Here is a 24,236-nt window from a genome sequence, read left to right as displayed (position 1 = left end):
CCGCCATGGACAGCAGGACCAAACGCCGCTTAGCGGCGGCCGAGCTCGACGCCCTGGCCCGCCGTGCCGTCGGGGCGGGCGTCGCCTCGGCCACCGAGCTGACCGACGGCTACGCCAACGCCGTGTGGCGGCTCGCGCTGGACGACGGCCGCGAGGCGGTGCTCAAGCTGAGCCCGCCTCCCGATCTCGACCAGCTCAGCTACGAGCGCAACCTGCTGCGCATGGAGGCCGTCGCCATCGAGCTGGCGGCGCGGGCGGGCGTGCCGGTGGCGGGCCTGCTGCGCGCCGGGTTCGACGACCCGGTGCTGGGCGGCGACTACCTGTTCCTGGCCGCGCTCGACGGGGTGTCCTGGAACGACGTCAAGCCGGACGGCGAGGCCGCGCTGCGCAGGGAGCTGGGCCGGCATCTGGCGCGCTTCAACAGCGTGACCGGCGAGGTGTTCGGCTACCCGCACGCCGGCATCACCGGCCCCACCTGGCGGGCGGCGTTCCTCGCGATGGTGGCGGCGCTGCTGGGCGACACCGAGCGCTACCCGACGCCGCTGCCGCTCCCGCCCGCCAAGATCATGGCGATCGTCGAGGCGGCGGCGCCCGTGCTCGACGAGGTGACCACGCCCCGGCTGGTGCACTTCGACGTGTGGGCGGGCAACGTCTTCCTCGACCTGACCGGGCCGCCGAAGATCCAGGCCATCATCGATCACGAGCGCGCCTTCTGGGGCGACCCGCTGGCCGAGTTCGTCACGCCGACGATCTTCGGCGAGCTGGCCGGCGACGACCCGCTGCTCGCCGGCTACCGCGAGGTGACGCCGCTGGAGCTCACCCCGGCGGCGCGCGTCCGCATCGACCTCTACCGCGCCTACCTCTATCTGATCCTGCTCATCGAGAACGGACCCCGGCAGTACCCGCCGGACGAGTACGCCAGGGTCCGCACGATCGCGACCGCGTCACTGACGGACGTGCTGGACCGCCTCGTACGCGCGGCCGCGCGCCCCGTCGGGTAGGTCGCCGCAGCCGCTGCCGCCCTTGACCGCGTTCGGCACGCCCAGGTCGGCCGGGGTGCCGCCGGAGCAGGACAGCGCCCCCGTGATCGTGCTGCCGGACAGCACGGCCGTGCCCGTCAGGCCGGTGAGCCGCGCCGCGCCGCGCAGGTCGGCGCCCACGACGGTCAGGTTCTCCGCGCCGTGCACCGCGAGCGCGCCGTTCACCCGGGTGCCGAGCAGGTGCACCTCGGCGGGCCGGTCCGCGCTGAACGCCCCGGTGATCCGGCCGCCCGACGCCACCAGCGACGCGCCGCGCCGTACCGTGACCGCGCCGGTGACCTCCGCGCCGTCGAGGCAGGTGACGCCGCCGGTGACGGTGAGCGGGCCCCGGTGCGCGCCGGTGATCGTGCGGGTGCAGGCGGGCGGCGGGGCGATCGTGGTGACGGTGAAGCTCCTCGGCTCGCCGTAGTTGCCCGCCGCGTCCATCGAGCGGTACTCGATCGTGTGCCGGCCGCGCGGCAGCTTGCCGTACACCAGGGAGTCGATCTCCGTGCCCTCCTCGGAGAACCTCCACGGCAGCTCGGACGAGGTGGGCCAGCCGAAGTAGTTGAACCAGCCGTCGCCGTCCACCCGCGACTCCGAGACCACGTAGCCGTCGTGGTCGTCCTCGCCGGTCAGCTTCATCGTGAACGGGCCGTTGTAGACGTAGGCGTCGGCGGACCTGGCCAGTGGCTCCGACAGCTCGTACGCGGTGCGCGGCGCGGTCGCGTCCACCGTCCAGGTGCGGGTCTCGCCCGCCAGGGTCGCGGTGAGCGTGTGCGTGCCCTCGGGCAGGTCCAGCTCGCCGAGGTCCAGGTCGGTGCCCTGGTACCGGCGGCCGTTCAGCGTCCAGGTGACCTCGGGGAGCGACGTGGCCGGGTGGGTGGTCTCGACGTACACGACATCGTCGCGGCCCACCGGGCGGTCCGTCGGCGTGGAGGAGACGAACGCCGGCCGGGTGGCGTCCGGCGGGGTGGTGATCGCGGTGTCCACCGTCCAGGTGCGGGTGGCGCTGACGGCCTTCCTGATCTCCGGATCCCTGATGAACTCGGTGGGGTCGGTGACCGTCGCGGTGACCGTGTGCCGGCCCGGCGACAGCTCCAGCGTGCGCAGGTCGAGCGCGTCGCGGCCGCCCTCGATCTCCTCGCCGTCCACCGTCCAGGTGGTGACCAGGGAGTGGCCGACGGGCCGCATCGGCTCCACCCACAGCACCCGGTCCGCGCCCACCGGGGCCTCGGCCGGCGTCGCGTCCTGGATGACCGCGGTCTTGGCGGTGATGCGCTGCACCATGACCTCGCGGCCGACCTGGTCGTAGGCGTAGCCGAGGGTCTTCATCATGGAGTGGGCGCTCGGCCGCCACACGCCCGTCGTGTAGTACAGGCCGCCCTCGTAGCGGCCGATCTTCCCGCCGGACTCGCTCTCCTCGCCCAGCCAGCGCCACCACTTCGTGCGCTGCTCGCGCATCTGCTGCTCGGTCAGCAGCGTGTGGTGGGCCGACGCCGGCTCAGGTCCGGTGTAGGCGCCGCCGGGGACGCCGCGCTGGTAGTAGTCGTACTCGTCCTGCAGGCCGCCCAGCGAGTGGCCCAGCTCGTGCGGGCTGATCAGGGCCGACATGCTGTTGCTGCCCGAGGCGGTGGCGTACGCGCCGCCGGCGCCGCCGTACGTGCCGCTGTTGGCCAGCGCGAGGATCTGCCGGTTGCCCGCGTCGGTGCCGGTGACCATGTCGGCGTAGCGGGTGGCGGCCGCGTTGTCCATGGTGATCAGGCGCTGCACGCTCGAGGGGTTGCAGCCGCCCCAGAAGCCCATGCCGAGCGGCGTGTCCCGGCGCGGCGCGTCCAGGCCGGGATCGCAGCTGATGCCGGACTCTCCGGAGACGATGTCGATCCGGTACACGTTGATGTAGTTCCGGTACGACTTGAACGGCTCGATGGACCACATCACGTTGAGATGCCGGTCCACATCGGCGCGGTACTCGTCCTGCTCGGCCTCGGTGTAGCCGTCGCCCATCACGATCAGGTTGAACCGTTTGGCCGGTGCTCCGGTGACCTGCACGGGCACGACGGTGGCCGAGCCCGGCTCGGCGGCGTGCGCGGGCGCTGCCGGAGCGGTGAACACGGTGGCGGCCAGTGTCACGGCCGCGAATATACGCATGATCGCACTATCGGGTGATCAGACCCGATAGTCCATCTCGTTCCGATCACGCCTTGGGGCTCATCGCTTGGCGCACGAGCCCTCCCGGATGGCCCTCGGCGAGCGAGAACCCGAGAGGTAGAATCTCATTAGGTGATGAATTATGGGAACTGTCATAGCGGGAGGCGGCCCGGCCGGTGCGATGCTGGCCCTTCTCCTGGCCAGGTCAGGCGTCGAGGTGACGCTGCTGGAGAAGCACAACGACTTCCTGCGGGACTTCAGAGGCGACACCATCCACCCCTCGACCCTGCAGGTGCTCGACGAGCTGGGCCTGGCGGAGGAGTTCCACAAGCTCCCCCATTACAAGGCGTACAACCTCAGCCTCGTCTCGGACTCCGGCGCCATCAGGCTGGCCGACATGAGCCACCTGCCCGGCAAGTTCCACTACATAGCGTTCGTCCCGCAATGGGACTTCCTCACGCTCATCACGCGGGCGGCGGCCCGGTACCCCACGTTCAAACTGCTCATGAACGCCGAGGCCACGGACCTGATCCGCGAGAACGGCGCGGTCCGCGGGCTGCGCTACCGCGACCCGTCAGGCGAGCACGAGATCAGGGCCGACCTGACCGTGGCCGCCGACGGCCGTACCTCGGTGCTGCGCGCGAAGGCCGGCCTGGTGCCGCAGGACCTCGGCGCGCCCATGGACGTGGTGTGGTTCCGGCTGCCCCGGGAGCCGGGCGACCGGCAGGACCCGTTCCTGCGGATCGCGAAGAACCGCCTCATGGTCGCCATCAACCGGGGCGACTACTGGCAGCTCGCGTACGTGATCATCAAGGGCGGCTACGACCGCCTGACACGCCAGGGCATCGACGCGCTGCGCGGGCCGGTCGCCGAGCTGCTGCCCTGGCTGGCCGGCCGGACCGAGCTGATCAGGAGCTTCGACGACGTCAGCGTGCTGACCGTCCGCCTCGACCGGCTGCGCCGCTGGCACCTGCCGGGGCTGCTGTGCATCGGCGACGCCGCGCACGCGATGTCGCCCGTCTTCGGCGTGGGCATCAACCTGGCCGTGCAGGACGCGGTCGCCACCGCCAACCTGCTGGCCGGACCGCTCAGGTACGGCAGGCCGCTCCCCGAGCGGGCGCTGCACCTGGTGCAGCGGCGCCGCATGCCGCCCACCCTGATCACGCAGGCGGTGCAGCGGTTCGTGCAGGACAGGTTCATCAGCCCCGCGCTCACCGACGGCTTCGACCCCGACAGGCTGCCCCGCGACCTGACGCGGATCCCGGTGCTCAACGCGCTGGCGGCGCGGATGATCGGCCTCGGCGTACGGCCCGAGCACCTCTTGGCAAAGGAGCCTTGACCTCCTCTGGGTTCGCACCCGTATAACCGCATTCTCACAACGTGGACAAGGGGGTCGGTGGGGTCGAGCCAGTGGAATACCCTCGTATCTCGTGAGCAGCAATCTAGTGGATCTCGATTCCTGGCGAGCCCTCCCCGCGGCGCAGCAGCCTGACTGGCCCGACCGCGGCGAGCTCGACAAGGTTGTCGCCGAGCTCGGCGGCCTGCCCCCGCTGGTCTTCGCCGGCGAGTGCGACCAGCTCAAGGAGCAGATGGCGGCCGTAGCGCGCGGTGAGGCGTTCGTCCTGCAAGGCGGCGACTGCGCTGAGACGTTCGCGGGCGCGACCGCCGACAACGTGCGGCAGAAGCTGAAGACGTTGCTGCAGATGGCGATCGTGCTGACCTATGCCGGCCGGGTGCCGGTCGTCAAGATCGGCCGGGTCGCGGGGCAGTTCGCCAAGCCGCGCTCGAAGCCCACCGAGGTCCGCAACGGCGTGGAGCTGCCGGCGTACCGGGGCGACATGGTCAACGGGTTCGACTTCACGCCGGAGGCCCGCACGCCCGATCCGTGGCGGCTGCTCAAGGCGTACCACTCCTCCGCCGTGACGCTCAACCTGGCCCGCGCCTTCACCAAGGGCGGCTACGCCGACCTGCGCCAGGTGCACGCGTGGAACCAGGACTTCGTCGCCGAGTCACCCGCGGGCCGCCGCTACGAGCAGCTGGCCAGGGAGATCGACCAGGCGCTCGCCTTCATGCGGGCCTGCGGGGCCGACCCCGAGGAGTTCCACACGGTCGAGTTCTACTCCTCGCACGAGGCGCTGATCCTCGACTACGACCGTGCGCTCACGCGCATCGACTCGCGCACGGGGCTGCCGTACGACGTGTCGGCCCACATGGTCTGGATCGGCGAGCGCACCCGCCAGCTCGACGGGGCGCACGTCGACTTCTTCTCCAAGATCCGCAACCCGATCGGCGTCAAGCTCGGGCCCACCACCACGCCCGACGAGGCGCTCGCGCTGGTGGAGAAGCTCAACCCGGCCAACGAGGCGGGGCGGCTGACGTTCATCACCAGGATGGGCGCATCCAAGATCCGCGAGCACCTGCCCGCGCTGGTCAAAGAGGTCACCGCGTCCGGCGCGCGGGTCGCGTGGGTGTGCGACCCGATGCACGGCAACACGTTCGAGGCGCCGAGCGGCCACAAGACGCGGCGCGTCGACGACGTGCTCGACGAGGTGGCCGGCTTCTTCGAGGTGCACCGCTCGCTCGGCACCCACCCCGGCGGCATCCACATCGAGTTCACCGGTGACGACGTGACCGAGTGCGTGGGCGGCGGCCACGAGATCAACGAGGCCGATCTCGCCACCCGCTACGAGACGGCCTGCGACCCGCGGCTCAACCGCAGCCAGTCGCTCGACCTCGCCTTCCAGGTGGCCGAGCTCTACCGCGGCTGACGCGTCGCTTACTCAGCGTGGCCGGACGGCGGGCCGGAGTGATGCTCCGGCCCGCCGTTCGCGCTTTTCGATAAAGAGTGATCCAGGTCTCATCGGCGGGCATTCCGGAACCTGAGAGAAAGGTGAGGTATGAGAGCTATGATCGCCCGCAAAAGCTCTCATATTTCAGGAGAAATGACGTGGCTGGTGCTCCGGAGGGGGTCGACCCGAGCGTCCCCAACGTCGCGCGTATGTACGACTACTTCCTCGACGGCAAGGACAACTTCGCGGCCGATCGGGCAGCGGCCGAAGAGATCTTGAAGAAATTCCCGCACACCAAGGAAGGCGCCAGGGCGAACCGCGACTTCCTGCGCCGCGCCGTGCGCTATCTGGTGGACGCCGGCATCGAGCAGATCGTGGACCTGGGCGCCGGCCTGCCCACGCAGGGCAACACGCACGAGATCGCCCCGCAGGCGCGCGTCGTCTACGTGGACTACGACTCGGTGGTGTGCGTGCACGGCAGGGCGCTGCTGGCCAGGAAGGAGAACGTCGACTTCCTCCAGGCCGACGTGCGCGAGCCGGACGTGCTGCTCGGCAAGCTGCGCGGGCTGATCGACTTCGACAAGCCGGTGGCGTTCCTGATGCTGGCGCTGCTGCACTTCATCGAGGACGAGCACGCCTACGACCTGGTGGCCAAGCTGCGCGCGGCCAGCGTGCCCGGCAGCTACCTGGTGATCAGCCACGCCGTCGACCCGACGCCGGACATCACGCCGCAGGCGCTGGAGATCTACAAGAAGTCGACGGCCCAGCTCAACCTGCGCACGCGCGAGGACATCGAGCGCTTCTTCGAGGGCTACGAGCTGGCCGAGCCCGGGCTGACGTTCCCGGCCCGCTGGCGTCCCGACGAGGAGAAGCCGCTCGGCGACAACATCACGTTCGGCTACGTCGGCGTCGCACGCAAGCTCTGACGCCGGCCGCACGCGCGTGAGGCCCCGCCGTCGTCCGGCGGGGCCTCACGCGTGTCGGAAGCTCAGTTCTGCTGCTGGGCGTTCTTCAGCTCCTCGGCGAGCTCGGCCCTGATCGCGTCCATGTCGAGGGCCCTGACCTGACGGATGAGGTCTTCAAGCGCGGGCGCCGGAATGGCGCCGGCCTGCGCGAAGACGACGATGCCGTCGCGGATGGCCATCAGCGTCGGGATCGAGGTGATGTCGAACCCCTGAGCCAGCCCCTGCTCAGCGTCGGTGTCAATCTTGCCGAAGGTGATGTCCTCGTGCTTGTCCGACGCCTGCTCGAAGATCGGACCGAACTTCTTGCACGGCGGGCACCACTCGGCCCAGAAGTCGAGCAGCACGATCCCCTTGTCGGCGATCTCGTTGAAGTTCTTCTCGGTTACTTCGATGGTCGCCACAAGTGGCTCCTTGCTCGTTGTCGCTAGCAGTGCATCCGTCTCAACCACGTACCCACACCCAGCATTCCATGCTCCGGCGCCGGGCGCGGCCCCTCTTGGCGACCGCGCCCGCGCGGATCAGCGGCCGCCGGGCAGGTTCAGGCCGATGACCAGGGGATCGTGGTCGGAAGATCGGTAGGCGTCGGGCCGGTAGAGATCCGGCGGATTGAACTCGGTGTTGTAGTCGCGGATGCGCGGCTCGTCGGCGTTGATGTGCCAGATCGTGGCGCCGCTGACCCGCTTGAGCAGCTGCCGGCCGACGAGGGCGTGGTCCAGCTCGCCCGCCAGCCCGTCGAACAGGTAGCTGTAGCGCTGCCCGGCGGGCACGAACCGCTTGGTGACACTGGCCAGGCCGCCCGCTTCGAGCGTGCGGATCGGGTCCTCCTCGCCGTAGGCGTTGAGGTCGCCGAGCACGATCGGGTGGGGCAGGTCCTGCTCCTCGATGATGCCGAGCAGGGCCTTGGCCTGGGCGACGCGGGTGGCGTTCCAGCAGCTCTGGCCGTCGCCCTGGTCGGCGTCGGGCCCGCCGGACGGGCAGCTTCCCTTCGACTTGAGGTGGTTGACCAGCATGGTGAACGGCTGGCCGCCGCCCTTCCTGCGGAAGGTCTGGATCAGCGGCGGACGGCTGAACACCGGGTCCTGCGACGACGTCGCCGCGCCGACCGGGGTCAGTTTGCCCGGCTTGTAGATGATGCCGACCTGGATGGCGTCGGTGCCGGGGTACGGGTGCGCGAGCGCGGCGTACGTACCGGCGCCGACCTCGGCGTTGACCGCGTCCACGAGCGCCTGGAGCGCGGTCTGGCCGTTGTTCTCGACCTCCATGAGGGCGACCGCGTCGGCGTCGAGCCCCTTGAGCGCGGACACCAGCTTGGCGAGCTGGCGCCGCTGCTCCTCCGCGTTGTCCGCGCCGCGCGAGCCGAGCGTGGTGAACCAGTTGAGGGTGTTGAAGGAGGCCACCTTGACGTTGCCGCCCACCCGGGCCGGCCTGGCCGGGCGCGGGCCGGCGCTCGCGTACGCGATGGGCTCGGTGGGCTGGAGCCGGTAGGAGCCGAAGCCGTAGCCGAGCACGCCGGTGACGCCGCGCGCCACGTCGCCCGCGCGTACGACGGGCGGCAGCGTCGCGGGGTTCTCCCGGGTGGAGGCGTCGTCCACGAGCAGCGCGCGGCGCTCGTTCCCGGCGGCGTCCACGCCGTGCCGGTCGGTCGGCTGGAAGAGGCCCTGCGCGGAGAGCGTGACCTCGCCGTAGCGGCCCAGGTTGTAGTGGTCGCTGACGGTCAGCGGCTGCGGGAAGGTCAGCAGCATGTTCTCGACCTGCTCCAGGCTCGCGCCCGCCGCCACCGGCAGCCGGTACGGCAGCGGCGCCACCCGGCCCGTGCCGCAGACGTCCACGGCGGTGACGGGCGACAGCTCGGTCCAGCCGTTGTACTCGGTGACCGTGCCGGTGATCAGGACGCGGTCGCCGACCTTGACGTCCCTGACCGACTCGCGGGCGTACGCGAACAGCCCCTCGGACGTGGCCGGATCGGCGTCGGGCCGCGGATCCTGCAGGAAGAAGCCGCTGAGCTGGTCGGTCCGCTGGAAGTCGGCGGTGACGACGCCTTCGACGCGCACGGTCTGTCCGGCCAGAGGGCTGGCGTCCCCGGCGCCCTGAACCTGCGCGATGCGGTGGGAGGCGGGGGTGGCGCAGGCGGCGCTCGCCCCTGGAGCGGGGTCGGCGGCGGCCGGGGCGGCGGGCAGCGCCGCGCAGGCCGCGACGACGGCGGCCAGGGACGCTCGCGATAAAGCTTGCATGTCCGGCACTTTACGGCTAATTCCGGCTGCCTATTTCCACATAAAGATGGCTAGAACATTAAATTGTCGAACCTTGACATCGGCGGTTGCGGGTATCACTTGTGCATGGACTGGGTCACCTGCGCGCATTCCGCTGGTTGCACAGGAATCGCTAGCCGTCCCACCGGCCTGTGCCTTGCCCACCTCGGCCCCGAGGATTCGCGCGCGGCGCTCGCCGGGCTCTCCCCCGGCCGCCTGCTCGACCTGCGCGGCACCACCGTCACCAGTACCCTGCTCGGCATGGTGCTCGACGCCACCGGCGGCCGCCCGGGACGCGCCCGCCTCGACCGGGCCAGGTTCACCGGCGACGTGCGGCTGTCCGGGGTGACCTTCTGCGGCGACGTGTCCCTTGACGGCGCCAGGTTCGACCGGTTGGCCTCGTTCTTCGGGGCCCGTTTCGAGGGCAACGTGTCGCTCGCGGGCGTCAGGTTCGGCCGCGAACTGTCCTTCCATGGCGTGACCGTACGCGGGCACGTCTCGCTCGACCAGGCCGTGATGTCGCGCGACGCGCTGTTCAGCGAGGCCGACTTCGGGCACGGGCTGTCGTGCGAGCGGGCCAGGTTCGACGGGTACGCCACCTTCGACGGCGCCGGCCTGGGCGACGGCGGGGTCTTCAGGGGCGCGCGCTTCGGCCGTACGCTGTCGTTCCGCAAGGTCAGGGGGCACGCCTGGTTCGAGGCCGCCCACTTCGCCTCCGACGCCTACCTGTCGGCCACCGGCCGGCTGTCGGCGGCCAGGGCGCGCGCCGACGGGCTGCTCGACGTGGCGGTGGCGCGCTGCGGCGTCGACCTGCGAGGCGTCGAGGTGACCGGCCCGGCCAACGTGCGCCTCACCGACTCCCAGGCCGATCTGGAGGGCGCGGTGCTGCACGGCCCGGCCACCGTGACCGGGCGCGGCAGGTCCACGCTCACCTCGCTGCGCCATGTCGACGCCGGCGACCTCGTCCTGCACGGGCTCGACCTGACGACGTGCCGCTTCGCGGGGCTGGTGCACCCGTCGGGGGTGCGGGTCGAGGACTGCACGTTCGCGTTCACGCCGCGCGGGGTGCGGCTCAGCCTGCGCTGGCCGATGCTGCGCCGGCTCTCCCGGCGGCGGGCACCGGCCGGCGAGCGCACGCTGCACGGGAGCGAACACAGCGGAGAACACGGAAGCGGAAGCCGCGGCGACGGCCCCGACGACACCGGCGCCGCGCCCGACGGGCCGGCCGCCCTCTACGCGGGCCTGCGGCCCGGCGACCAGGCCACCGACGCCGGCTTCGCCTTCGCCACGACGGAGATGCGCCGCCGAGCCGGTCACGGCCGGTGGGGGCGCTGACCCGGGCGGCCGTTCTGTGAGACACGGATTCCGGTACGACGCGGCTTCGCGCACCGGCGAGCACGCGTCCCCGGCGCGCCGGGTCGTTCCGCGGCAAGGGCGGCCTGGACAGGCCGCACCGGACGCGTCCCCGGCTCACTGGGGCGTTCCCCGCCGACCGCCGCCCAGGCAGGGGTCAGAACTCGGCGGCGATCTCTTCGATGGCGGCGAAGTGCCCGCGCCAGCCGCCGCCCATGATGCGCCGCGACATCTGCTGCAGCTCGTCGTCCGGATCGAAGCCCTCGTGGTCGAGGAAGAGCCGGGTGCCCTTGCCCTCGGGCTCCAGCCGCCACGTCACGGTCCAGTCCGCCCGGCCGTCGCTCCAGGCGAGCCTGAGCAGCTTCTCCGGCTCGATGGCCAGCACCTCGCAGCGCACGATCCCGTCGAAGCCGACCTGCGGCCTGGGCGTGGTGGTGAACGTGAAGCGGTGGCCGACCTCGGGCTTGAAGTCGTTCGGCATCAGCCAGCGGGCCATCAGCTCCGGCTCGGTGAGCGCCCGCCACACCTTGGCCGGCGGGTGGGCGAGGACCTGATCGAGCCTGATGGCCCGGCGGTCGTCATCGGTCTTGGGGGTTCCCGCCGGGGGCAGGGTCGGTGGCATCGTCGTCCTCCATGTCGTCGAGCAGGGTGGAGAGCGCGGCGAGACGTTCCCGCCAGAAGCGCTCGTACGGGCTGAGCCAGTCGCGGATCTCCATGAGCGGCCCCGCCTCCAGCCGGTAGTGGCGCTCGCGGCCCCTGCGGCTCTCGGAGACCAGCCCCGCGTCCTTGAGCACCTTGAGGTGCTCCGACACGCTGGGCCTGCTCATGTCGAAGTGCTCGGCCAGCCGCCCGGCGGGCTGGGCGCCCTCGTCGAGCAGCAGGCGCAGCAGCTCGCGCCGCACCGGGCTGGCCAGGGCGCTGAAGACGTGGTCGGTGCTCACGTCCGGCCGCCCTTCACATGGCCGCGGGCGCGAGCAGCGACGGTCGCGAGTAAGGAGATGGGCATGTCGGACACTATACGTAGGTTTTTTCCTACATGTCACCCCCGGCCTCCGGCGCAATATCAGGGAATTCCCCGATGAAGCCCAGGGTCGTGCTCTCTAGACTTGAGCCATGCTCATCGACGACTACGTGTCCGAGCTTGATCGGGCCCTGTGCGGCCCTCCGGGACCCAAGCGCGACCTGGTCGTCGAGGCACGTGACAGCCTGCTCGACACCGCCGAGGCACTCGAGGCCGAAGGGCTCGATCGGGAGGAGGCCGAGCGGCAGGCGGTGAAGGAGTTCGGCGACATCGCCGAGATCACCCCCGGCTACCAGATGGAGCTGACCGCCGCGTCGGGCCGGCGGCTGGGCACGCTGCTGTTCGTGAGCGTGCCGATCACGGTCGCGATGTGGTCGGTGCTGTGGCGGATCTACCCCGGCGACGCCGCCGCCTGGGCCGCCGCGCCCGCCTGGTCCGGCGTCGTCTCCGAGCTGATCGACGTGCTCCAGCTCGCCACCGGCGTGTACGGCGGCCTGGTGGTCTTCGCGCTGAGCAGGGGCGCCCGCTGGATCAAGCGGCCCCGTCTCGCCATCAGGTCGATGGCCTTCATGGTCTTCGGCACGCTGGCGATCACCGCCGGGCTGTCGCTGGTGCTGTCGCTCGCCCTGGACACCTCGGCCTCGCTCGCCCCGCTGCCGGCCCTGCTGGCGAACCTGGTCACCTCGGCGATGTGGGGCCTGCAGATCTACGGCGCCACGCAGTGCGTGCGCGTGACGCGTTCCTGAGCCCGGCTCACCCCAGCCCGGCTCACCCCAGCGCTGCGGACTCGGCGCGCAGCACGCTGCCGATCACGGTGGAGAACTCCCGCCAGGCCGATCGCTCTCCCTGAAGCTGCTTCCTCCCCGATTCGGTGAGCCGATAGGTGCGGCGCTTGCGCCCGCCCACGGTCGCCCACTCGCTCGACAGGTAACCGATGCGCTCGAGCCTGCGCAGCGCCGGATAGACGGTGCCGGTGGGCACGCTGAGCACTCCCCCGCTGCGCTCCTGCAGGGCCTCGATGATGGCATAGCCGTGCAGCGGCTCGTCCTCCAGCACGGAGAGCAGCAGAGCGTCCATGTGCCCGCGCAACGCGTCCGGATTCATGACTTCGATCCTAGTGACCGGTCTCCCATGTAGCCAGTCTACATGTAGACTTTCTACGTGTAGGCTACCTACGTATCGAGGGACACGACTTCGGAGCGGTGATGGACGTCCTGGATCTGGCACGCACACAGTTCGCGTTGACCGGCAGCCTGCACTTCCTGTTCGTGGTGCTCACGCTGGGCCTGGCGCCACTCGTGGCGATCATGCACACCCGGTGGGCACGGACCGGGCAGCCGCTGCACGAGCGCATGACGCGCTTCTGGGGGCAGATCTACGTGATCAACTACGCGCTCGGCATCGTGACCGGGCTCGTCATGGAGTTCCAGTTCGGGCTGGCGTGGAGCGGGCTGACCGACTACGCGGGCGACGTGTTCGGCGCGCCGCTCGCCATGGAGACGCTGCTCGCCTTCTTCCTGGAGTCCACCTTCCTCGGCCTGTGGATCTTCGGCTGGGCCGGCTGCCCAAGTGGGCGCACGTGGCCTGCATCTGGGCGGTGACGCTCACCGCGTACGCGAGCGCGTTCTTCATCATGGTCGCCAACTCGTTCCTGCAGAACCCGGCGGGCGCCGTCGCCGACGGCGAGCGGCTGCGGCTGGCGGACTTCGGCGCGCTGCTCACCAACAAGGCGCTGACCTTCTCGTTCCCGCACGTCATCGGGGCCGGGCTGTTCACCGGCGGGATGGTGCTGGTGGGCGCGAGCGCGTACCGGCTGTGGCGGCGCGCGGAGGAGACGGAGTTCTTCGGCCGGTCGCTGCGCACTGGCGTGCTCGCCGCCGCCCTCGGCATCATGGTGACCGTCGCCTTCGGCTACGCCCAGTTCGGCGGCGTCGCCGAGGGCAAGTTCGGCAGCGGCAACGTGCCGGCGTCCGTGGCGCTCGGTTTCATGATCGAGATCGGCCAGCTCCTGGCGCTGGTCGTGCTGTTCGTGATGCTGCCGCTGATCCGGGTGCTGCCGCGGGCCCGCTGGGCGCACCCGGTGCTCATGCTGATGACACCGCTGCCGTTCATCCTGGCGATCCTCGGCTGGATGGCCAGGGAGATCGGCAGGCAGCCGTGGATGATCTGGGAGCGGCTCACCGTCGCCGACGCCATGACGCCCGGCCTGACCGCCGGCATGGTGACGACCTCGCTGATCGGATTCACCGCCGTGCTCGGGCTGCTGGCGGTCGTCGACTACGTGCTCATCGCCCGCGCGATCAGGCGGGGCCCGCAGGCGCCCGACCTCGGCGCCGCCGCCGAGAGCACGCCCTCCCCCGCCCTGACCTACTGAAGAGGTGCTGACGATGGAGCTGCTGTGGTTCGCCGTCTTCACGGTGCTGCTGACCGGTTACTTCGCCCTTGAGGGCTTCGACCTCGGTGTGGGGCTGCTGCTGCCGCTGCTCGGCAGGACGCGCGCCGACCGGGACCGCATGGTGGCCGCGATCGCCCCGTACGTGCTGGCCAACGAGGTGTGGCTGGTCGCCGTGGGCGGGACGCTCGCCGGGGTCTACCCGCTGCTGGACGGCCGGGTGCTGTCCGCCCTGTATCCGCTGGTCGTGGCCATGCTGCTGAGCTGGGTGCTGCGCGATGCCGGGCTGTGGTTCCGCCGCAGGGCCGGCGGCACGGTCTGGCGGGGCTTCTGGGACGCCGCCATCGCATTCGGCTCGCTCGGCCTGTCCGCCGGCTGGGGCATGGCCCTGTACGCCGCCGCCACCGGCTTCCAGGCCCCCGCGGTGCACCCGCTCGGGCTGCTGCTCGGCGTCGTGGTGACGCTGCTGTTCGCCTTCCACGGCTGGACGTTCCTGGCCTGGCGCACGCCCGGCGTGTTCGGGGCCGCGCGGTCCGGGCGGGCGCTGCTGGTGTCGGGGGCGGCGGCCGCGCTGCCCGCGCTCGGGGTGCTGGTGGCCGCGATGCCGTACCTGCTGGAGCACACCGCTCCCTTGGCCACGCTGAATGTGCTCAGTCTCATGGTCCTGCCTGTCGCGCCCATCCTGGTAGGGGCGCAAGTATGGGTATGGCGCACTTTCCGGCCAGGCAAGGACGCCGTCCTGCTCCCGTCGTTCTTCTGAGGACCACCGAGGGCTACTACTAGGGGCTCTGTGCACAAGGGTTTGCTTTCGCTCATGCGGGCCGAGCGCGCGGTCCGCACGCATCTCGCCGTCACCATGGCCGCCGCCGTGCTCGCGGGGCTGCTCGTGCTGGTGCAGGCCGAGCTGCTCGCGGGCGTGCTGTCCGGGCGGTTCACCGCGGCCGCGCTCGGCGTACTGGCGGCCGTGGTCGGGGTGCGGGCGCTGCTGGCCTGGACACAGGGCGTCTTCGCCGGGCGCACCGCCACCGGCGTCAAGTCCGCGCTGCGCCGGCGGCTGCTCGGACGGCTGCGCGAGCTGGGCCCCGCCCGGCTGACCGCCCACCGCTCCGGCGAGCTGGTCACGCTCGCCGGACGCGGTCTCGACGGGCTCGACAACTACCTGACCGGCTACCTGCCGTCCATCGCCGTGGCCGGTGTCGTGCCGCTGGCCGTGCTCGTCCGGCTGTTCGCCGCCGACCTGGCCAGCGCCGTGATCGTGCTGGTGACGCTGCCGCTGATCCCGATCTTCGGCGCGCTCGTCGGCATGACCACCAAGGCCGTCACCGAACGTCAGTTCAAGGCGCTGTCGCGGCTCGGCGGCCACTTCCTCGACGTCGTGCGCGGGCTGCCCACGCTGCGCGCCTTCGGCCGGGCCCGCTACCAGGCCGGCGTCATCCGGCAGGTCGCCGACGCGCACCGCAGCGCCACCATGCGGACGCTGCGGGTGGCGTTCCTGTCGTCGCTCGTGCTGGAGCTGTGCGCCTCGCTGTCGCTGGCACTGGTCGCGGTGCCGATCGGGCTGCGGCTGCTCGGCGGCTCGCTGGACCTGACGACGGCGCTGCTGGTGCTGCTGCTCGCGCCTGAGGCGTACCTGCCGCTGCGGGCCATGGGGACGCGTTTCCACGCCTCCATGGAGGGCGTGGCGGCGGCCGACGCGGCCTTCGCCGTCCTGGACGCCGAGACCGGCGAGCGCACGGGCGGGACCCGCGAGGTCACGGGCGGCGGCGCGCCGGAGATCCGGCTGGAGAACGTCACCGTGCGCTACCCCGGCCGCGACACGCCCGCCCTTGAGGACGTCTCGCTGACCATCGCGCCGGGCGAGCGGGTGGCGCTGGTGGGCGAGAGCGGCGGCGGCAAGAGCACGCTGCTCCACCTCATACTCGGTTTCGTCCAGCCGTCCTCGGGCCGGGTCCTGATCGACGGTGCCGACCTGCGCGAGCTCGACCTCGCGGGGTGGCGGGCGAGGCTCGCCTTCGTGGCGCAGCGGCCGCATCTGTTCGCCGCGTCGGTGGCCGACAACATCCGGCTCGGGGCCCCCTCCGCCTCGCTCGACGACGTGCGCAGGGCGGCCGAGGCGGCGCACGCCGACTTCGTCGCCGATCTGCCGCAGGGGTTCGACACGGTGCTGGGCGAGCGCGGCGCGAACCTGTCGGCGGGGCAGCGCCAGCGGGTCGCCCTGGCCCGCGCCTTCTGCCGCCCCGACGCCTCGGTGCTGCTCCTCGACGAGCCCACGGCCCGGCTCGACGGCCGCAGCGAGGCCGCGGTGGTGGCGGCCACCGCCAAGCTGGCCCAGGGCCGTACGGCGGTCATCGTCGCGCACCGGCCCGCCATGATCGAGCTCGCCGACCGCGTGATCCGCGTCCACGACGGCCGCATCCTCTCCGACACCGCCAGGACCGGCACCCGGGCGGATGGCGCGGCGGCCGAGGACGTACGCGTGGCGCCTCAGGACGGCGAGCGGGCCCAGCAGGCACACGCGGAGCCAGAGGACGGCGAGCGGGCCCAGCAGGCACACGCGGAGGCTCGGGACGGCGCGCCTGCCGGGCAAGCACGTGGGGAAGGGAGCGGACGATGAAGCGGCGGTTGGGCCTGCGCCTGTGGTGGGCGGTGCTGGCCGGGTCGGCGGCCGACCTGGCCGGTCTCGGGCTCATCGCGGCGGCCGCCTGGCTGATCACCCGGGCCGCCGAGCAGCCGCCGCTGGCCGCGCTGAGCGTGGCGATCGTGGCGACCAGGGCGTTCGCCACGAGCAAGGGCGTCTTCCGCTACGCCGAGCGCCTCACCGGCCACGACGTCGCCCTGCGCGCCCAGGCGGGCACCAGGGAGGACCTGTACGAGGCGCTCATCCCGCCGCAGCGCCCCCGCCACGGCGGTGCCGATCTGTTGAGCCGCATGGTGGACGACACCGAGGCCGTCCAGGACCTGCTGGTCCGCTGCCTGCTGCCGGCCGTGGCCGCGGCGATCGCCGGCCTCGCGGCCGTGGTCATCGGGCTGACGATCCTGCCGGTGGCGGCGCTGGTGCTGCTGGCGGGCCTGGCGCTGGCCGGGGTGCTGCTGCCCGCGGGCACGGCCGCCGCGGCGCGCCGCTGGTCGGCGCGGATCGCCCCGGCGCGGGCGGCGCTGGCGGGCCGGGTGGCCGACCTGGTGCACGGCTCGGCCGACCTGGCCGCGTACGGCGCGGACGGGGCGGCCCTGGACCGGGCGCTGGCGGCCGATGACGCGCTGGCCGCACTCGAACGCCGCCAGGCCCGCGTGCACGCCGCCGCCCTGGCCGGCGGCACCCTGCTGCAGGGCCTGACCGTGGCGGCCGTGGTGCTGCTCGCCCAGTCGGCGGGCGTGGACTCGGTCGGCACGGCGGTGCTCGCTCTGACCGGGCTGGTGGCGTTCGAGCCGGTGCTGCCGCTGGCGGCGGCGGGCGAGCGGATGGCGGGCATCACGGCGGCGCTGCGGCGGCTGCGCGAGGTGCGCTCGTCGGAGCCGGCCGTCACCGAGCCCGCCGCGCCCAAGCCCCGCCCCGAGCCGCCGCTCACCATCGAGATCGAGGACCTCGTGGTCCGCCACCCGGCGCTCGACGGGGAGGCACGCGACGGCGACCACCCGGCCCCCTACGGCGGTCGCCCGGCGCTCGACGGGGTGTCGCTGCGGGTCGAGCCCGGCCGGCGGGTGGCGATCGTCGGGCCGAGCGGCGCGGGCAAGAGCACGCTGCTGGCCGCCCTCATGCGCCTGGTCGAGCCCGACTCCGGCCGCATCACGGTGAACGGCGTGGACGTGCGCGACCTGCCGGGCGACGACGTACGCGCCCTCATGACCGGCCTCACCCAGGACCCGTACATCTTCCGCGCGAGCCTGCGCGACAACCTGCGCCTGGCGGGCCCCGACGCGGACGACGAGCGGCTGCTGCGGGCGGTGCGCGACGCCCGCCTGGACGGCTGGGTCGAGCGGACCGGCTGGGACACCGAGCTGGGCGAGGACGGCAGGACGGTGTCGGGCGGCCAGCTCCAGCGGCTGGCGCTGGCCAGGGCGCTGCTGTACGACCCGCCTGTGCTGCTGCTCGACGAGCCGGCCGAGGCGCTCGACGAGGAGACCGCCGACCGGCTCATGGAGGATCTGCTCGACGTCACCCGCGACCGCACGACGCTGCTGGTGACCCACCGGCTCAAGGGCCTGGAGTCGGTCGACGAGGTGATCGTGCTGGAGGACGGCCGGGTGACGCAGCGCGGCACGCACGACGAGCTGGTACGCGTGCCCGGCTACTACCGCGACCTGTGGGAGTCGGAGGTCCTCACCCGGCGGTGACCGCCCCGTGCCCGCGAGTTGAGTTGGCGACGCCATCAGGTTTAAAGTGCAAACTACTTTACTGATTCGAGGAGTTTGCATGGTCGATGACGATGAGCGCGCGCCCAGCCCCGAGGAGATGCTGCGGGTCATCGAGGAGCAGAGCCACGCCACCGTGCGGCTGCTGCAGGGCGACCCGCGCCTGCTCTACGTCCCGTGGGGGGTGTCCTGGCTGCTCGGCTTCGCCGCCCTGTTCCTGCACTACGGCCTCGACGGGCGCTCCTACCTGCCGATCTCGCAGATGCAGGCGGTGAGCGTGCTGATGGGGGCCATGATCGTGGCGGGGGCGGTGTCCGCGTACGGGATCGTCAAGATGAACAAGTCGGTGCGCGGCGACACCTCGGCCAGGGGCGCGATGTACGGCTACGCGTGGCTGGCGGGCATGGTGCTGGCCTCGCTCATCGCGATCAGGCTGGGCCCGATGCTGCCCGCCGCCGAGCGCGGCCTGCTGTGGGCGGGCGGCCCGCTGCTGGTCGTCGCGTTGCTCTACATGCTGGGCGGCGCCATCTGGCTCAACTGGCCGATGTTCTTCATCGGCGGCTGGACGGCCGGTGTGAACGCGCTGGGCGTGCTGCTCGGCCCCGGCCCGCACGCGCTGCTGACGGCGGTTCTGCTGGGCGGCGGGTTCATCGCGGCCGGGCTGTGGCTGTGGCGGAGGCAGCGCGGGTGAGCGGGGACGCGGAGAACAAGCCAGGGGGCGCGCCGCCCGAGCTGGACCCGGTGATCCACGCCCAGGCGAGGCTGCGCGTGGTGGCCGCGCTCAACGTGCTGGCCGACGGCGACGAGATGGCGTTCAACTCGCTCAAGGAACTGCTCGGCATGACGGCGGGCAACCTGTCGGTGCACCTCACCAAGCTGGAGGACGCCGGCTACGTCCGCATCACCAAGACACACAGGGGCCGCACGCCCGTCACGTACGTGGCGCTGACCAAGCGCGGGCGGCTGGCCTTCGAGGAGTACACCGCGGCGATCCGCGCCCTGCTGGACAACGCTGGAGGAGTCCGATGACGGTTCTGGCCCGCGCCTTAGAGGTGACCCGCCGCTACGGCGACGTGGTGGCGCTCGACCGCGTCTCGCTCGACATCGGGGCGGGCGAGCTGGTCGGCCTGCTGGGCCCCAACGGGGCCGGCAAGTCCACGCTGCTCAGCCTGTTCGCCGGGCTGCGCCGGCCGACGTCGGGCACCATCGAGCTGCTCGGCGGCTCGCCGCTCGACCCGGTGACGCGGCGCGGCATCGGCGTGACCCCGCAGGAGACGGGGCTGCCGGAGTCGCTGCGGGTCGGCGAGGTGGTCGACTTCGTCTGCGCCCACTACCCCGATCCGGTCGGCAGGAAGGAGCTGCTCGGCCGGTTCGGGCTCGACGACCTGGCCGGGCGTCAGGTCGGCGGGCTGTCGGGCGGTCAGCGGCGGCGGCTGGCGGTGGCGCTCGCGTTCGCCGGGAACCCGCGGCTGGTCTTCCTCGACGAGCCGACCACCGGTCTCGACGTCGAGGCCAGGCACGCCCTGTGGGCGGGCGTCACGGCCTTTCACGACAGCGGCGGCACGGTGCTGCTGACCAGCCACTACCTGGAGGAGATCGAGGCGCTGGCCGAGCGGGTCGTGGTGCTGGGCCACGGCCGGGTGCTGGCCGACGACACGGTGAACGCGATCCGCGGCCTGGTGGGCGTGCGGCGCGTCTCGCTGGTGGCCGAGCGCCTGCCCGAACTGCCCGGCGTGCTCGGCAGCGAGCGGGCCGGCGACCGGATCACCCTGGTCACCACCGACCCCGACCGGCTGGTGGTCGAGCTGGTCCGCAGCGGCGCGCCGTTCTCCGGCCTGGAGATCAGGCCCACCACGTTGGAAGAGGCGTTCCTCACGATCACCGGCAAGGAGTCGGCCCATGTCTAGCCTGGTCGCCGCGCACACCCGCGTCCTGCTGCTCGAACAGCTCAGAGTGCCCATCGGCCTGGCGGCGGGCGCGCTGTTCCCGGCCATAGCGCTGCTGGCGTTCGTGGTGCCGTTCGCCGGTGACGATCCGCGGGCGGCCACGATGGCGACGGCGTCGCTGATGCTGTTCGGCGCGATGTCACAGGCGATCATCGGGCTGGCGGTCACGGTGTCGCAGGACCGCGAGCAGCCCTGGAACCCCTACGTCCGCACGCTGCCCGCCGGGCCGTTCCCCCGCTTCGCGGGGCGGATCCTCGCCGCGGTGGTGCAGATCCTGCTCGGGGTGGTGCCGGTGCTGCTGGTCGCGGCGCTGTTCACCGTGGCCGTCATCACGCCGGTGCGGCTGCTCGCGGCGCTGGCGACGCTGGTCGCGGGCTCGGTGCCGTTCATGCTGATGGGGCTGTGCGTCGGGTTCCTGCTGACCGCCAAGGCGGCGATCGCGGTGTCGCAGCTGCTGTTCTTTCCGCTCGGCGTGCTGGGCGGGCTGCTGCTGCCGCCGCAGATCCTGCCGGGGGTCGTGGAGGCGGTCTCGCCGTTCACGCCCGCGCGTGGCGTGGCCGAGCTGCTGTGGGCGGTGACGGCGGGCACGACGCCCGACGGGGTGGCGCTGGCGGCGCTGGCCGGCTGGACGGTGCTGGCCGCCGTAGGGGCCGTGTGGGCGTACCGCCGCGACGAGGGGCGGCGCTTCACCTGAGGGGATGTGCCGGAGAACTGGGGGGGTGTGCCGCCGAGTCCGCAGCGATCTCGACGACACACCCGTCCATGAGGGGGTCCCGTGTGTTACGCGTTCTCCGCGAGGGTGACGTTCACCTCGTGACTGTCGCCATCCCTCATATATGTGATCTTGACCTCTTGGCCGGGTTTGAAACCTCTGACCTGCCCAACAACGGTATCGCCTCCGTCAACCATCTTGTCACCGATCTTCGTGATGAGGTCGCCTTGCTGCAGTCCGGCCTTGTCCGCCGGACTTCCGGGGGTGACCTCTCTGATCAGCGCGCCTGGCACGTCGCCGGTGGCGTCGGTCACGCTCACGCCGAGCCAGGCGTGCGTGACCTTGCCGCTGGAGATGAGCTGCTCGGAGACCTGCTTGGCGGTGTTGACCGGGATGGCGAAGCCGACGCCGCCGCCCGCCGCCTCGGAGGCGATCGCGGTGTTGATGCCGACGAGCTCGCCCGCCGCGTTCACCAGCGCACCGCCGGAGTTTCCGGGGTTGATCGAGGCGTCGGTCTGGATGGCGCCACCGATCGTGGTGGGCATGCTCTCATTGGCCTGCGGCCAGCCGGGCGGGAGCTGCCTGCGCTCCTGGTTGCCGAGGTTCAGCGTACGGTCGAGCGCGCTGACGATGCCCGCCGTGACGGACCCGTCGAGGCCGAGCGGGCTGCCGATGGCCAGCACCGGGTCGCCGACCCTGAGCTTGTCGCTGTCGCCGAGCGTGGCCTTGACCAGGCCCGAGACGCCCTCGGCCTTGATGACGGCGAGGTCGGTCGCCGGGTCGGTGCCGACGATGGTGGCCCGCGCTGTCTTGCCGTCGCTGAACTTGACCGTCATCTGGCCGCCCTGGCCCGCCCCCACGACCACGTGGTTGTTGGTGAGGATCATGCCGTCCTCCGACAGCACCACGCCGGAGCCCTCACCGGTCTGCCCCTTGATCATCACGACCGTGGGCTGCACCTTGGCCGCCACCTCGGCCACCGTGAGCTGGTCGGAGGCCGACTTGAAGACGGGGCCGGGAGTCACGGGAGCGCTGCTCGCGACCGGCTCAGGCTGGAACGAGGTGGCGACAGCGGCCCCCACGACGCCGCCGACGACGGCCATGGCGGCCATGGCGAGACCCGCGATGACCTTCTGGCCGACGGTGAAGCGCGCCTGTTCGGGCTGCGCCGGCGGTGGCGGCGGCACCTCCATGACGATCGTCTCCCGTCGGGGAAAGCCCCCGGCTATCGGCGGGGTGGCGCCGAACTGGCTCCACCCACCGGAGTCCCGCCGCTCGGGACCCTGCTCGCGAGGCTCGTTCGCGTTCATCCTGTCATCTCCCTCGAATCCCTCTGCTTCAAGGGTGTCAAGACTCTCGTAAGAGCGGGCTAAGAGCGGAATTCCGCGGGCGCCGCACGCCCTGATGCGGCGCTCATCGGACGAGCTCGCGGCGGGCGCGCGGGGTGCGGAGCCTCCGTTCGATCTTTCTTAACGTCCGGCGGGCCAGTACTCGTCCCTCAGCAGCCGCTTGTAAAGCTTGCCGGTCGGGTGGCGGGGCAGCTCGGCCCGGAAGTCCACCGACTTGGGGCACTTGTAGTGGGCCAGGTGCTCGCGGCAGTACGCGATCAGCTCCGACTCCAGCTCCGGTCCCGCCTCGTCCATGTTCACCGGCTCGACCACGGCCTTGACCTGCTCGCCCATCTCCTCGTCCGGCACGCCGAACACCGCCACGTCGGCCACCTTCGGATGCACCGACAGCACGTTCTCGGCCTCCTGCGGGTAGATGTTCACACCACCTGAGATGATCATGTACGAGCGGCGGTCGGTCAAATACAGGAAGCCCTCCTCGTCGAGGTAGCCGATGTCGCCCAGCGTCGTCCAGCCCCTGCCCTTCGGGTCCTGGGCCGAGCGGGTCTTGTCGGGGTCGCCGTGGTACTCGAAGCGGCCGCCCTTCTCGAAGTAGATCGTGCCGTGCTCGCCCGGCGGCAGGTCATCGCCGTTCTCGTCGCAGATGTGCACGATGCCGAGCAGGGAGCGGCCGACCGTGCCCTTGTGCGTCAGCCAGTCCTCAGGGCCGACGTAGAGGAAGCCGTTGCCCTCGGTGCCCGCGTAGTACTCGTGGATGATCGGTCCCCACCACTGCATCATCTGCTCCTTGACCGGGATGGGGCAGGGCGCGGCGGCGTGGATGGCGTACTTGAGCGAGGAGACGTCGTACTTGGCGCGGACCTCCTGCGGCAGCTTCAGCATCTTGATGAACATCGTCGGTACGAGCTGCGTGTGCGTCACCGCGTACCGCTCGACCGCCGCCAGGTACTGCTCGGGGTCGAAGCGCTCCATCACCACCACCGTGGCGCCGAGGCGCTGGAACGACATGCAGTAGCGCAGCGGCGCGGCGTGGTAGAGCGGGGCGGGCGAGAGGTAGACGCTGCCAGCCGTCGGCGCGAACAGGGCCTGGATGAGCTTGAGCAGCATGCCGGGCTCCTCCAGCGGGCCGTGCGAGGCGGGCACCTTGACGCCTTTGGGGCGGCCGGTCGTGCCGGAGGAGTAGAGCATGTCGGCACCGGTGCACTCGTCCGCGATGGGCGTCGCCGGGTGGGCGGCGACGGCCCGCTCGTACGAGGTGAAGCCCTCGGCCTCGCCGTCGAGCATGAGCCGCAGCTCGACGTCCGGGGTGGCGGCGGTGACGGAGGTGGCGACGGCGGCCAGGTCGGCGCTGGAGATGAAGACCCGGGCGCCGCAGTTGCCGACGATGTAGGCCAGCTCGTCGGTCTGCAGCCGGGAGCTGATGGGGGTGTAGTACAGGCCGGCGCGGTGCGCGGCCCAGGCGACGGCGAGGAAGAGCGGGTGGTTGGGCAGCATGAAGGCGACGTGGTCGCCGGGGCGCAGGCCGGCGGAGCGGAACAGGTGGGCCAGCCGGTTCGACTCCTCGTCCAGCTCGCGGTAGGTGATGACGCGTCCGGAGCCCGCCATGATCACAGCGGGCTTGTCGGGGGTGACTGCTGCGATGGCTCCCGGATACATGAACAGAACAGTATTCGGTTACTTTGCCACCCGCCAGAACCGAAACAGCCGGCATCAGAGCCGGAACGGCCCACACCAGAACCGCAACGGCCCAGCAGAACCGGAATAGCCCCGCCGGAACCGCAACGGCCCAGCAGAACCGGAACAGCCCCCGCGCGAGCCGGAACTCACGCGGGGGCCGCAACGGACACCGGGCCGGGATCTCACGCCCGCGCGAACCGGAGTTCGCGCGGGAACCGCGACGCACCGGGCCGGACCCGTGCGGGCGCTCTATCGCGGGCGGG

General features: G+C 71.6%; 22 protein-coding genes and 1 pseudogene. 15 read left to right on the top strand and 8 right to left on the bottom strand.

Annotated features, from left to right (window positions below; translation table 11 throughout):
• Positions 1 to 5 precede the first annotated feature (5 nt).
• The gene (locus ACFMQL_RS29300) at positions 6 to 1,001 is read left to right on the top strand and encodes a phosphotransferase family protein (RefSeq protein WP_378787999.1); all 996 of its coding nucleotides are present in this window, start codon (positions 6 to 8) and stop codon (positions 999 to 1,001) included.
• On the opposite strand, the gene ACFMQL_RS29295 is transcribed toward ACFMQL_RS29300, so the two are convergent.
• Positions 945 to 3,170 (bottom strand): M64 family metallopeptidase, encoded by a 2,226-nt coding sequence (locus ACFMQL_RS29295; protein ID WP_364054029.1) that lies wholly within the window; start codon positions 3,168 to 3,170, stop codon positions 945 to 947. The genes ACFMQL_RS29300 and ACFMQL_RS29295 overlap by 57 nt on opposite strands.
• Positions 3,171 to 3,312: 142 nt before the next feature.
• Here ACFMQL_RS29295 and ACFMQL_RS29290 point away from each other — a divergent pair, with 142 nt between their 5' ends.
• From ACFMQL_RS29290 to ACFMQL_RS29280, 3 genes are all read left to right on the top strand, one after another.
• Complete coding sequence (locus ACFMQL_RS29290) at positions 3,313 to 4,509, top strand: FAD-dependent oxidoreductase (RefSeq protein WP_378787997.1); 1,197 nt, start codon at positions 3,313 to 3,315, stop codon at positions 4,507 to 4,509.
• Between the two features lie 91 nt (positions 4,510 to 4,600).
• Entirely contained in the window at positions 4,601 to 5,938 is a 1,338-nt protein-coding gene (locus tag ACFMQL_RS29285; RefSeq protein ID WP_364054035.1) for a class II 3-deoxy-7-phosphoheptulonate synthase, read from the top strand.
• 179 nt (positions 5,939 to 6,117) lie between these two features.
• Positions 6,118 to 6,885, top strand: a complete 768-nt coding sequence (locus ACFMQL_RS29280; protein WP_378787994.1) for an SAM-dependent methyltransferase — start codon at positions 6,118 to 6,120, stop codon at positions 6,883 to 6,885.
• A gap of 62 nt (positions 6,886 to 6,947) precedes the next feature.
• On the opposite strand, the gene trxA is transcribed toward ACFMQL_RS29280, so the two are convergent.
• Positions 6,948 to 7,325: a thioredoxin gene (gene trxA, locus ACFMQL_RS29275; RefSeq protein ID WP_364054041.1), complete on the bottom strand. Its 378-nt coding sequence runs from the start codon at positions 7,323 to 7,325 to the stop codon at positions 6,948 to 6,950.
• Between the two features lie 117 nt (positions 7,326 to 7,442).
• A complete protein-coding gene (locus ACFMQL_RS29270) occupies positions 7,443 to 9,155 on the bottom strand; it encodes an ExeM/NucH family extracellular endonuclease (RefSeq protein ID WP_378787992.1) in 1,713 nt (570 codons plus the stop codon).
• A gap of 105 nt (positions 9,156 to 9,260) precedes the next feature.
• Between ACFMQL_RS29270 and ACFMQL_RS29265 the strand changes: the two genes are divergently transcribed.
• Positions 9,261 to 10,508, top strand: coding sequence for a pentapeptide repeat-containing protein (locus tag ACFMQL_RS29265; RefSeq protein ID WP_364054047.1), 1,248 nt, complete (start codon positions 9,261 to 9,263; stop codon positions 10,506 to 10,508).
• Positions 10,509 to 10,683: 175 nt separating this feature from the next.
• Here the strand turns inward: ACFMQL_RS29265 and ACFMQL_RS29260 are convergent, their stop codons facing one another.
• Both ACFMQL_RS29260 and ACFMQL_RS29255 read right to left on the bottom strand, forming a co-directional pair.
• The gene (locus ACFMQL_RS29260; protein WP_378787990.1) at positions 10,684 to 11,148 is read right to left on the bottom strand and encodes an SRPBCC domain-containing protein; all 465 of its coding nucleotides are present in this window, start codon (positions 11,146 to 11,148) and stop codon (positions 10,684 to 10,686) included.
• Positions 11,105 to 11,467: a metalloregulator ArsR/SmtB family transcription factor gene (locus ACFMQL_RS29255; RefSeq protein WP_364054053.1), complete on the bottom strand. Its 363-nt coding sequence runs from the start codon at positions 11,465 to 11,467 to the stop codon at positions 11,105 to 11,107. Before ACFMQL_RS29255 ends, ACFMQL_RS29260 begins: the two co-directional genes overlap by 44 nt.
• Before the next feature lie 172 nt (positions 11,468 to 11,639).
• Between ACFMQL_RS29255 and ACFMQL_RS29250 the strand changes: the two genes are divergently transcribed.
• Positions 11,640 to 12,293: a permease prefix domain 1-containing protein gene (locus ACFMQL_RS29250; protein ID WP_364054056.1), complete on the top strand. Its 654-nt coding sequence runs from the start codon at positions 11,640 to 11,642 to the stop codon at positions 12,291 to 12,293.
• Positions 12,294 to 12,315: 22 nt separating this feature from the next.
• Here the strand turns inward: ACFMQL_RS29250 and ACFMQL_RS29245 are convergent, their stop codons facing one another.
• On the bottom strand, positions 12,316 to 12,651 hold the full coding sequence (locus ACFMQL_RS29245) for a helix-turn-helix transcriptional regulator (protein ID WP_364054059.1): 336 nt from the start codon (positions 12,649 to 12,651) through the stop codon (positions 12,316 to 12,318).
• Positions 12,652 to 12,752: 101 nt separating this feature from the next.
• Here ACFMQL_RS29245 and ACFMQL_RS29240 point away from each other — a divergent pair.
• The 9 genes and pseudogenes from ACFMQL_RS29240 to ACFMQL_RS29200 form a co-directional block, all read left to right on the top strand.
• Positions 12,753 to 13,411: pseudogene (locus tag ACFMQL_RS29240) on the top strand (cytochrome ubiquinol oxidase subunit I); the annotation flags it as partial.
• A 27-nt stretch (positions 13,412 to 13,438) separates the two neighbouring features.
• A complete protein-coding gene (locus tag ACFMQL_RS29235; protein ID WP_378790221.1) occupies positions 13,439 to 13,921 on the top strand; it encodes a cytochrome ubiquinol oxidase subunit I in 483 nt (160 codons plus the stop codon).
• Between the two features lie 13 nt (positions 13,922 to 13,934).
• Positions 13,935 to 14,699, top strand: coding sequence for a cytochrome d ubiquinol oxidase subunit II (locus ACFMQL_RS29230; protein WP_378787988.1), 765 nt, complete (start codon positions 13,935 to 13,937; stop codon positions 14,697 to 14,699).
• A gap of 54 nt (positions 14,700 to 14,753) precedes the next feature.
• The gene (gene cydD / locus ACFMQL_RS29225) at positions 14,754 to 16,553 is read left to right on the top strand and encodes a thiol reductant ABC exporter subunit CydD (RefSeq protein WP_378787986.1); all 1,800 of its coding nucleotides are present in this window, start codon (positions 14,754 to 14,756) and stop codon (positions 16,551 to 16,553) included.
• Positions 16,550 to 18,271, top strand: coding sequence for a thiol reductant ABC exporter subunit CydC (cydC, locus tag ACFMQL_RS29220; RefSeq protein WP_364054071.1), 1,722 nt, complete (start codon positions 16,550 to 16,552; stop codon positions 18,269 to 18,271). Before cydD ends, cydC begins: the two co-directional genes overlap by 4 nt.
• Positions 18,272 to 18,350: 79 nt before the next feature.
• The gene (locus tag ACFMQL_RS29215) at positions 18,351 to 18,980 is read left to right on the top strand and encodes a hypothetical protein (protein WP_364054074.1); all 630 of its coding nucleotides are present in this window, start codon (positions 18,351 to 18,353) and stop codon (positions 18,978 to 18,980) included.
• Complete coding sequence (locus ACFMQL_RS29210) at positions 18,977 to 19,318, top strand: transcriptional regulator (protein WP_364054076.1); 342 nt, start codon at positions 18,977 to 18,979, stop codon at positions 19,316 to 19,318. Before ACFMQL_RS29215 ends, ACFMQL_RS29210 begins: the two co-directional genes overlap by 4 nt.
• Positions 19,315 to 20,196 carry an ABC transporter ATP-binding protein gene (locus ACFMQL_RS29205; protein WP_364054079.1) on the top strand — a complete coding sequence of 294 codons (882 nt, stop codon included), beginning with the start codon at positions 19,315 to 19,317 and terminating at the stop codon, positions 20,194 to 20,196. The genes ACFMQL_RS29210 and ACFMQL_RS29205 overlap by 4 nt, the downstream gene beginning before the upstream one ends.
• Positions 20,189 to 20,929, top strand: a complete 741-nt coding sequence (locus tag ACFMQL_RS29200) for an ABC transporter permease (RefSeq protein ID WP_378787982.1) — start codon at positions 20,189 to 20,191, stop codon at positions 20,927 to 20,929. Before ACFMQL_RS29205 ends, ACFMQL_RS29200 begins: the two co-directional genes overlap by 8 nt.
• Before the next feature lie 86 nt (positions 20,930 to 21,015).
• Here ACFMQL_RS29200 and ACFMQL_RS29195 read toward each other — a convergent pair whose 3' ends face one another.
• Both ACFMQL_RS29195 and ACFMQL_RS29190 read right to left on the bottom strand, forming a co-directional pair.
• On the bottom strand, positions 21,016 to 22,257 hold the full coding sequence (locus tag ACFMQL_RS29195) for a S1C family serine protease (RefSeq protein ID WP_378787980.1): 1,242 nt from the start codon (positions 22,255 to 22,257) through the stop codon (positions 21,016 to 21,018).
• 159 nt (positions 22,258 to 22,416) lie between these two features.
• A complete protein-coding gene (locus ACFMQL_RS29190) occupies positions 22,417 to 23,952 on the bottom strand; it encodes an acyl-CoA synthetase (RefSeq protein ID WP_364054087.1) in 1,536 nt (511 codons plus the stop codon).
• Positions 23,953 to 24,236: the final 284 nt, after the last annotated feature.

The organism is Nonomuraea fastidiosa (genome assembly GCF_042751225.1).
GTDB lineage: Bacteria > Actinomycetota > Actinomycetes > Streptosporangiales > Streptosporangiaceae > Nonomuraea > Nonomuraea fastidiosa.
Note: the sequence above shows the minus strand (reverse complement) of the source record. Positions and strands in the feature narration are given on the sequence as shown.

Excerpts from the sequence above, each read along its gene's own strand:
- ACFMQL_RS29300 (WP_378787999.1), top strand. The coding sequence starts at position 6 with ATGGACAGCAGGACCAAACGCCGCTTAGCGGCGGCCGAGCTCGACGCC.
- ACFMQL_RS29295 (WP_364054029.1), bottom strand. The coding sequence starts at position 3,170 with ATGCGTATATTCGCGGCCGTGACACTGGCCGCCACCGTGTTCACCGCT.
- ACFMQL_RS29290 (WP_378787997.1), top strand. The coding sequence starts at position 3,313 with ATGGGAACTGTCATAGCGGGAGGCGGCCCGGCCGGTGCGATGCTGGCC.
- ACFMQL_RS29270 (WP_378787992.1), bottom strand. The coding sequence starts at position 9,155 with ATGCAAGCTTTATCGCGAGCGTCCCTGGCCGCCGTCGTCGCGGCCTGC.
- ACFMQL_RS29265 (WP_364054047.1), top strand. The coding sequence starts at position 9,261 with ATGGACTGGGTCACCTGCGCGCATTCCGCTGGTTGCACAGGAATCGCT.
- ACFMQL_RS29260 (WP_378787990.1), bottom strand. The coding sequence starts at position 11,148 with ATGCCACCGACCCTGCCCCCGGCGGGAACCCCCAAGACCGATGACGAC.
- ACFMQL_RS29250 (WP_364054056.1), top strand. The coding sequence starts at position 11,640 with ATGCTCATCGACGACTACGTGTCCGAGCTTGATCGGGCCCTGTGCGGC.
- ACFMQL_RS29245 (WP_364054059.1), bottom strand. The coding sequence starts at position 12,651 with ATGAATCCGGACGCGTTGCGCGGGCACATGGACGCTCTGCTGCTCTCC.
- ACFMQL_RS29235 (WP_378790221.1), top strand. The coding sequence starts at position 13,439 with ATGGTGACCGTCGCCTTCGGCTACGCCCAGTTCGGCGGCGTCGCCGAG.
- ACFMQL_RS29230 (WP_378787988.1), top strand. The coding sequence starts at position 13,935 with ATGGAGCTGCTGTGGTTCGCCGTCTTCACGGTGCTGCTGACCGGTTAC.
- cydD (WP_378787986.1), top strand. The coding sequence starts at position 14,754 with ATGCGGGCCGAGCGCGCGGTCCGCACGCATCTCGCCGTCACCATGGCC.
- cydC (WP_364054071.1), top strand. The coding sequence starts at position 16,550 with ATGAAGCGGCGGTTGGGCCTGCGCCTGTGGTGGGCGGTGCTGGCCGGG.
- ACFMQL_RS29215 (WP_364054074.1), top strand. The coding sequence starts at position 18,351 with ATGGTCGATGACGATGAGCGCGCGCCCAGCCCCGAGGAGATGCTGCGG.
- ACFMQL_RS29205 (WP_364054079.1), top strand. The coding sequence starts at position 19,315 with ATGACGGTTCTGGCCCGCGCCTTAGAGGTGACCCGCCGCTACGGCGAC.
- ACFMQL_RS29200 (WP_378787982.1), top strand. The coding sequence starts at position 20,189 with ATGTCTAGCCTGGTCGCCGCGCACACCCGCGTCCTGCTGCTCGAACAG.
- ACFMQL_RS29195 (WP_378787980.1), bottom strand. The coding sequence starts at position 22,257 with ATGAACGCGAACGAGCCTCGCGAGCAGGGTCCCGAGCGGCGGGACTCC.
- ACFMQL_RS29190 (WP_364054087.1), bottom strand. The coding sequence starts at position 23,952 with ATGTATCCGGGAGCCATCGCAGCAGTCACCCCCGACAAGCCCGCTGTG.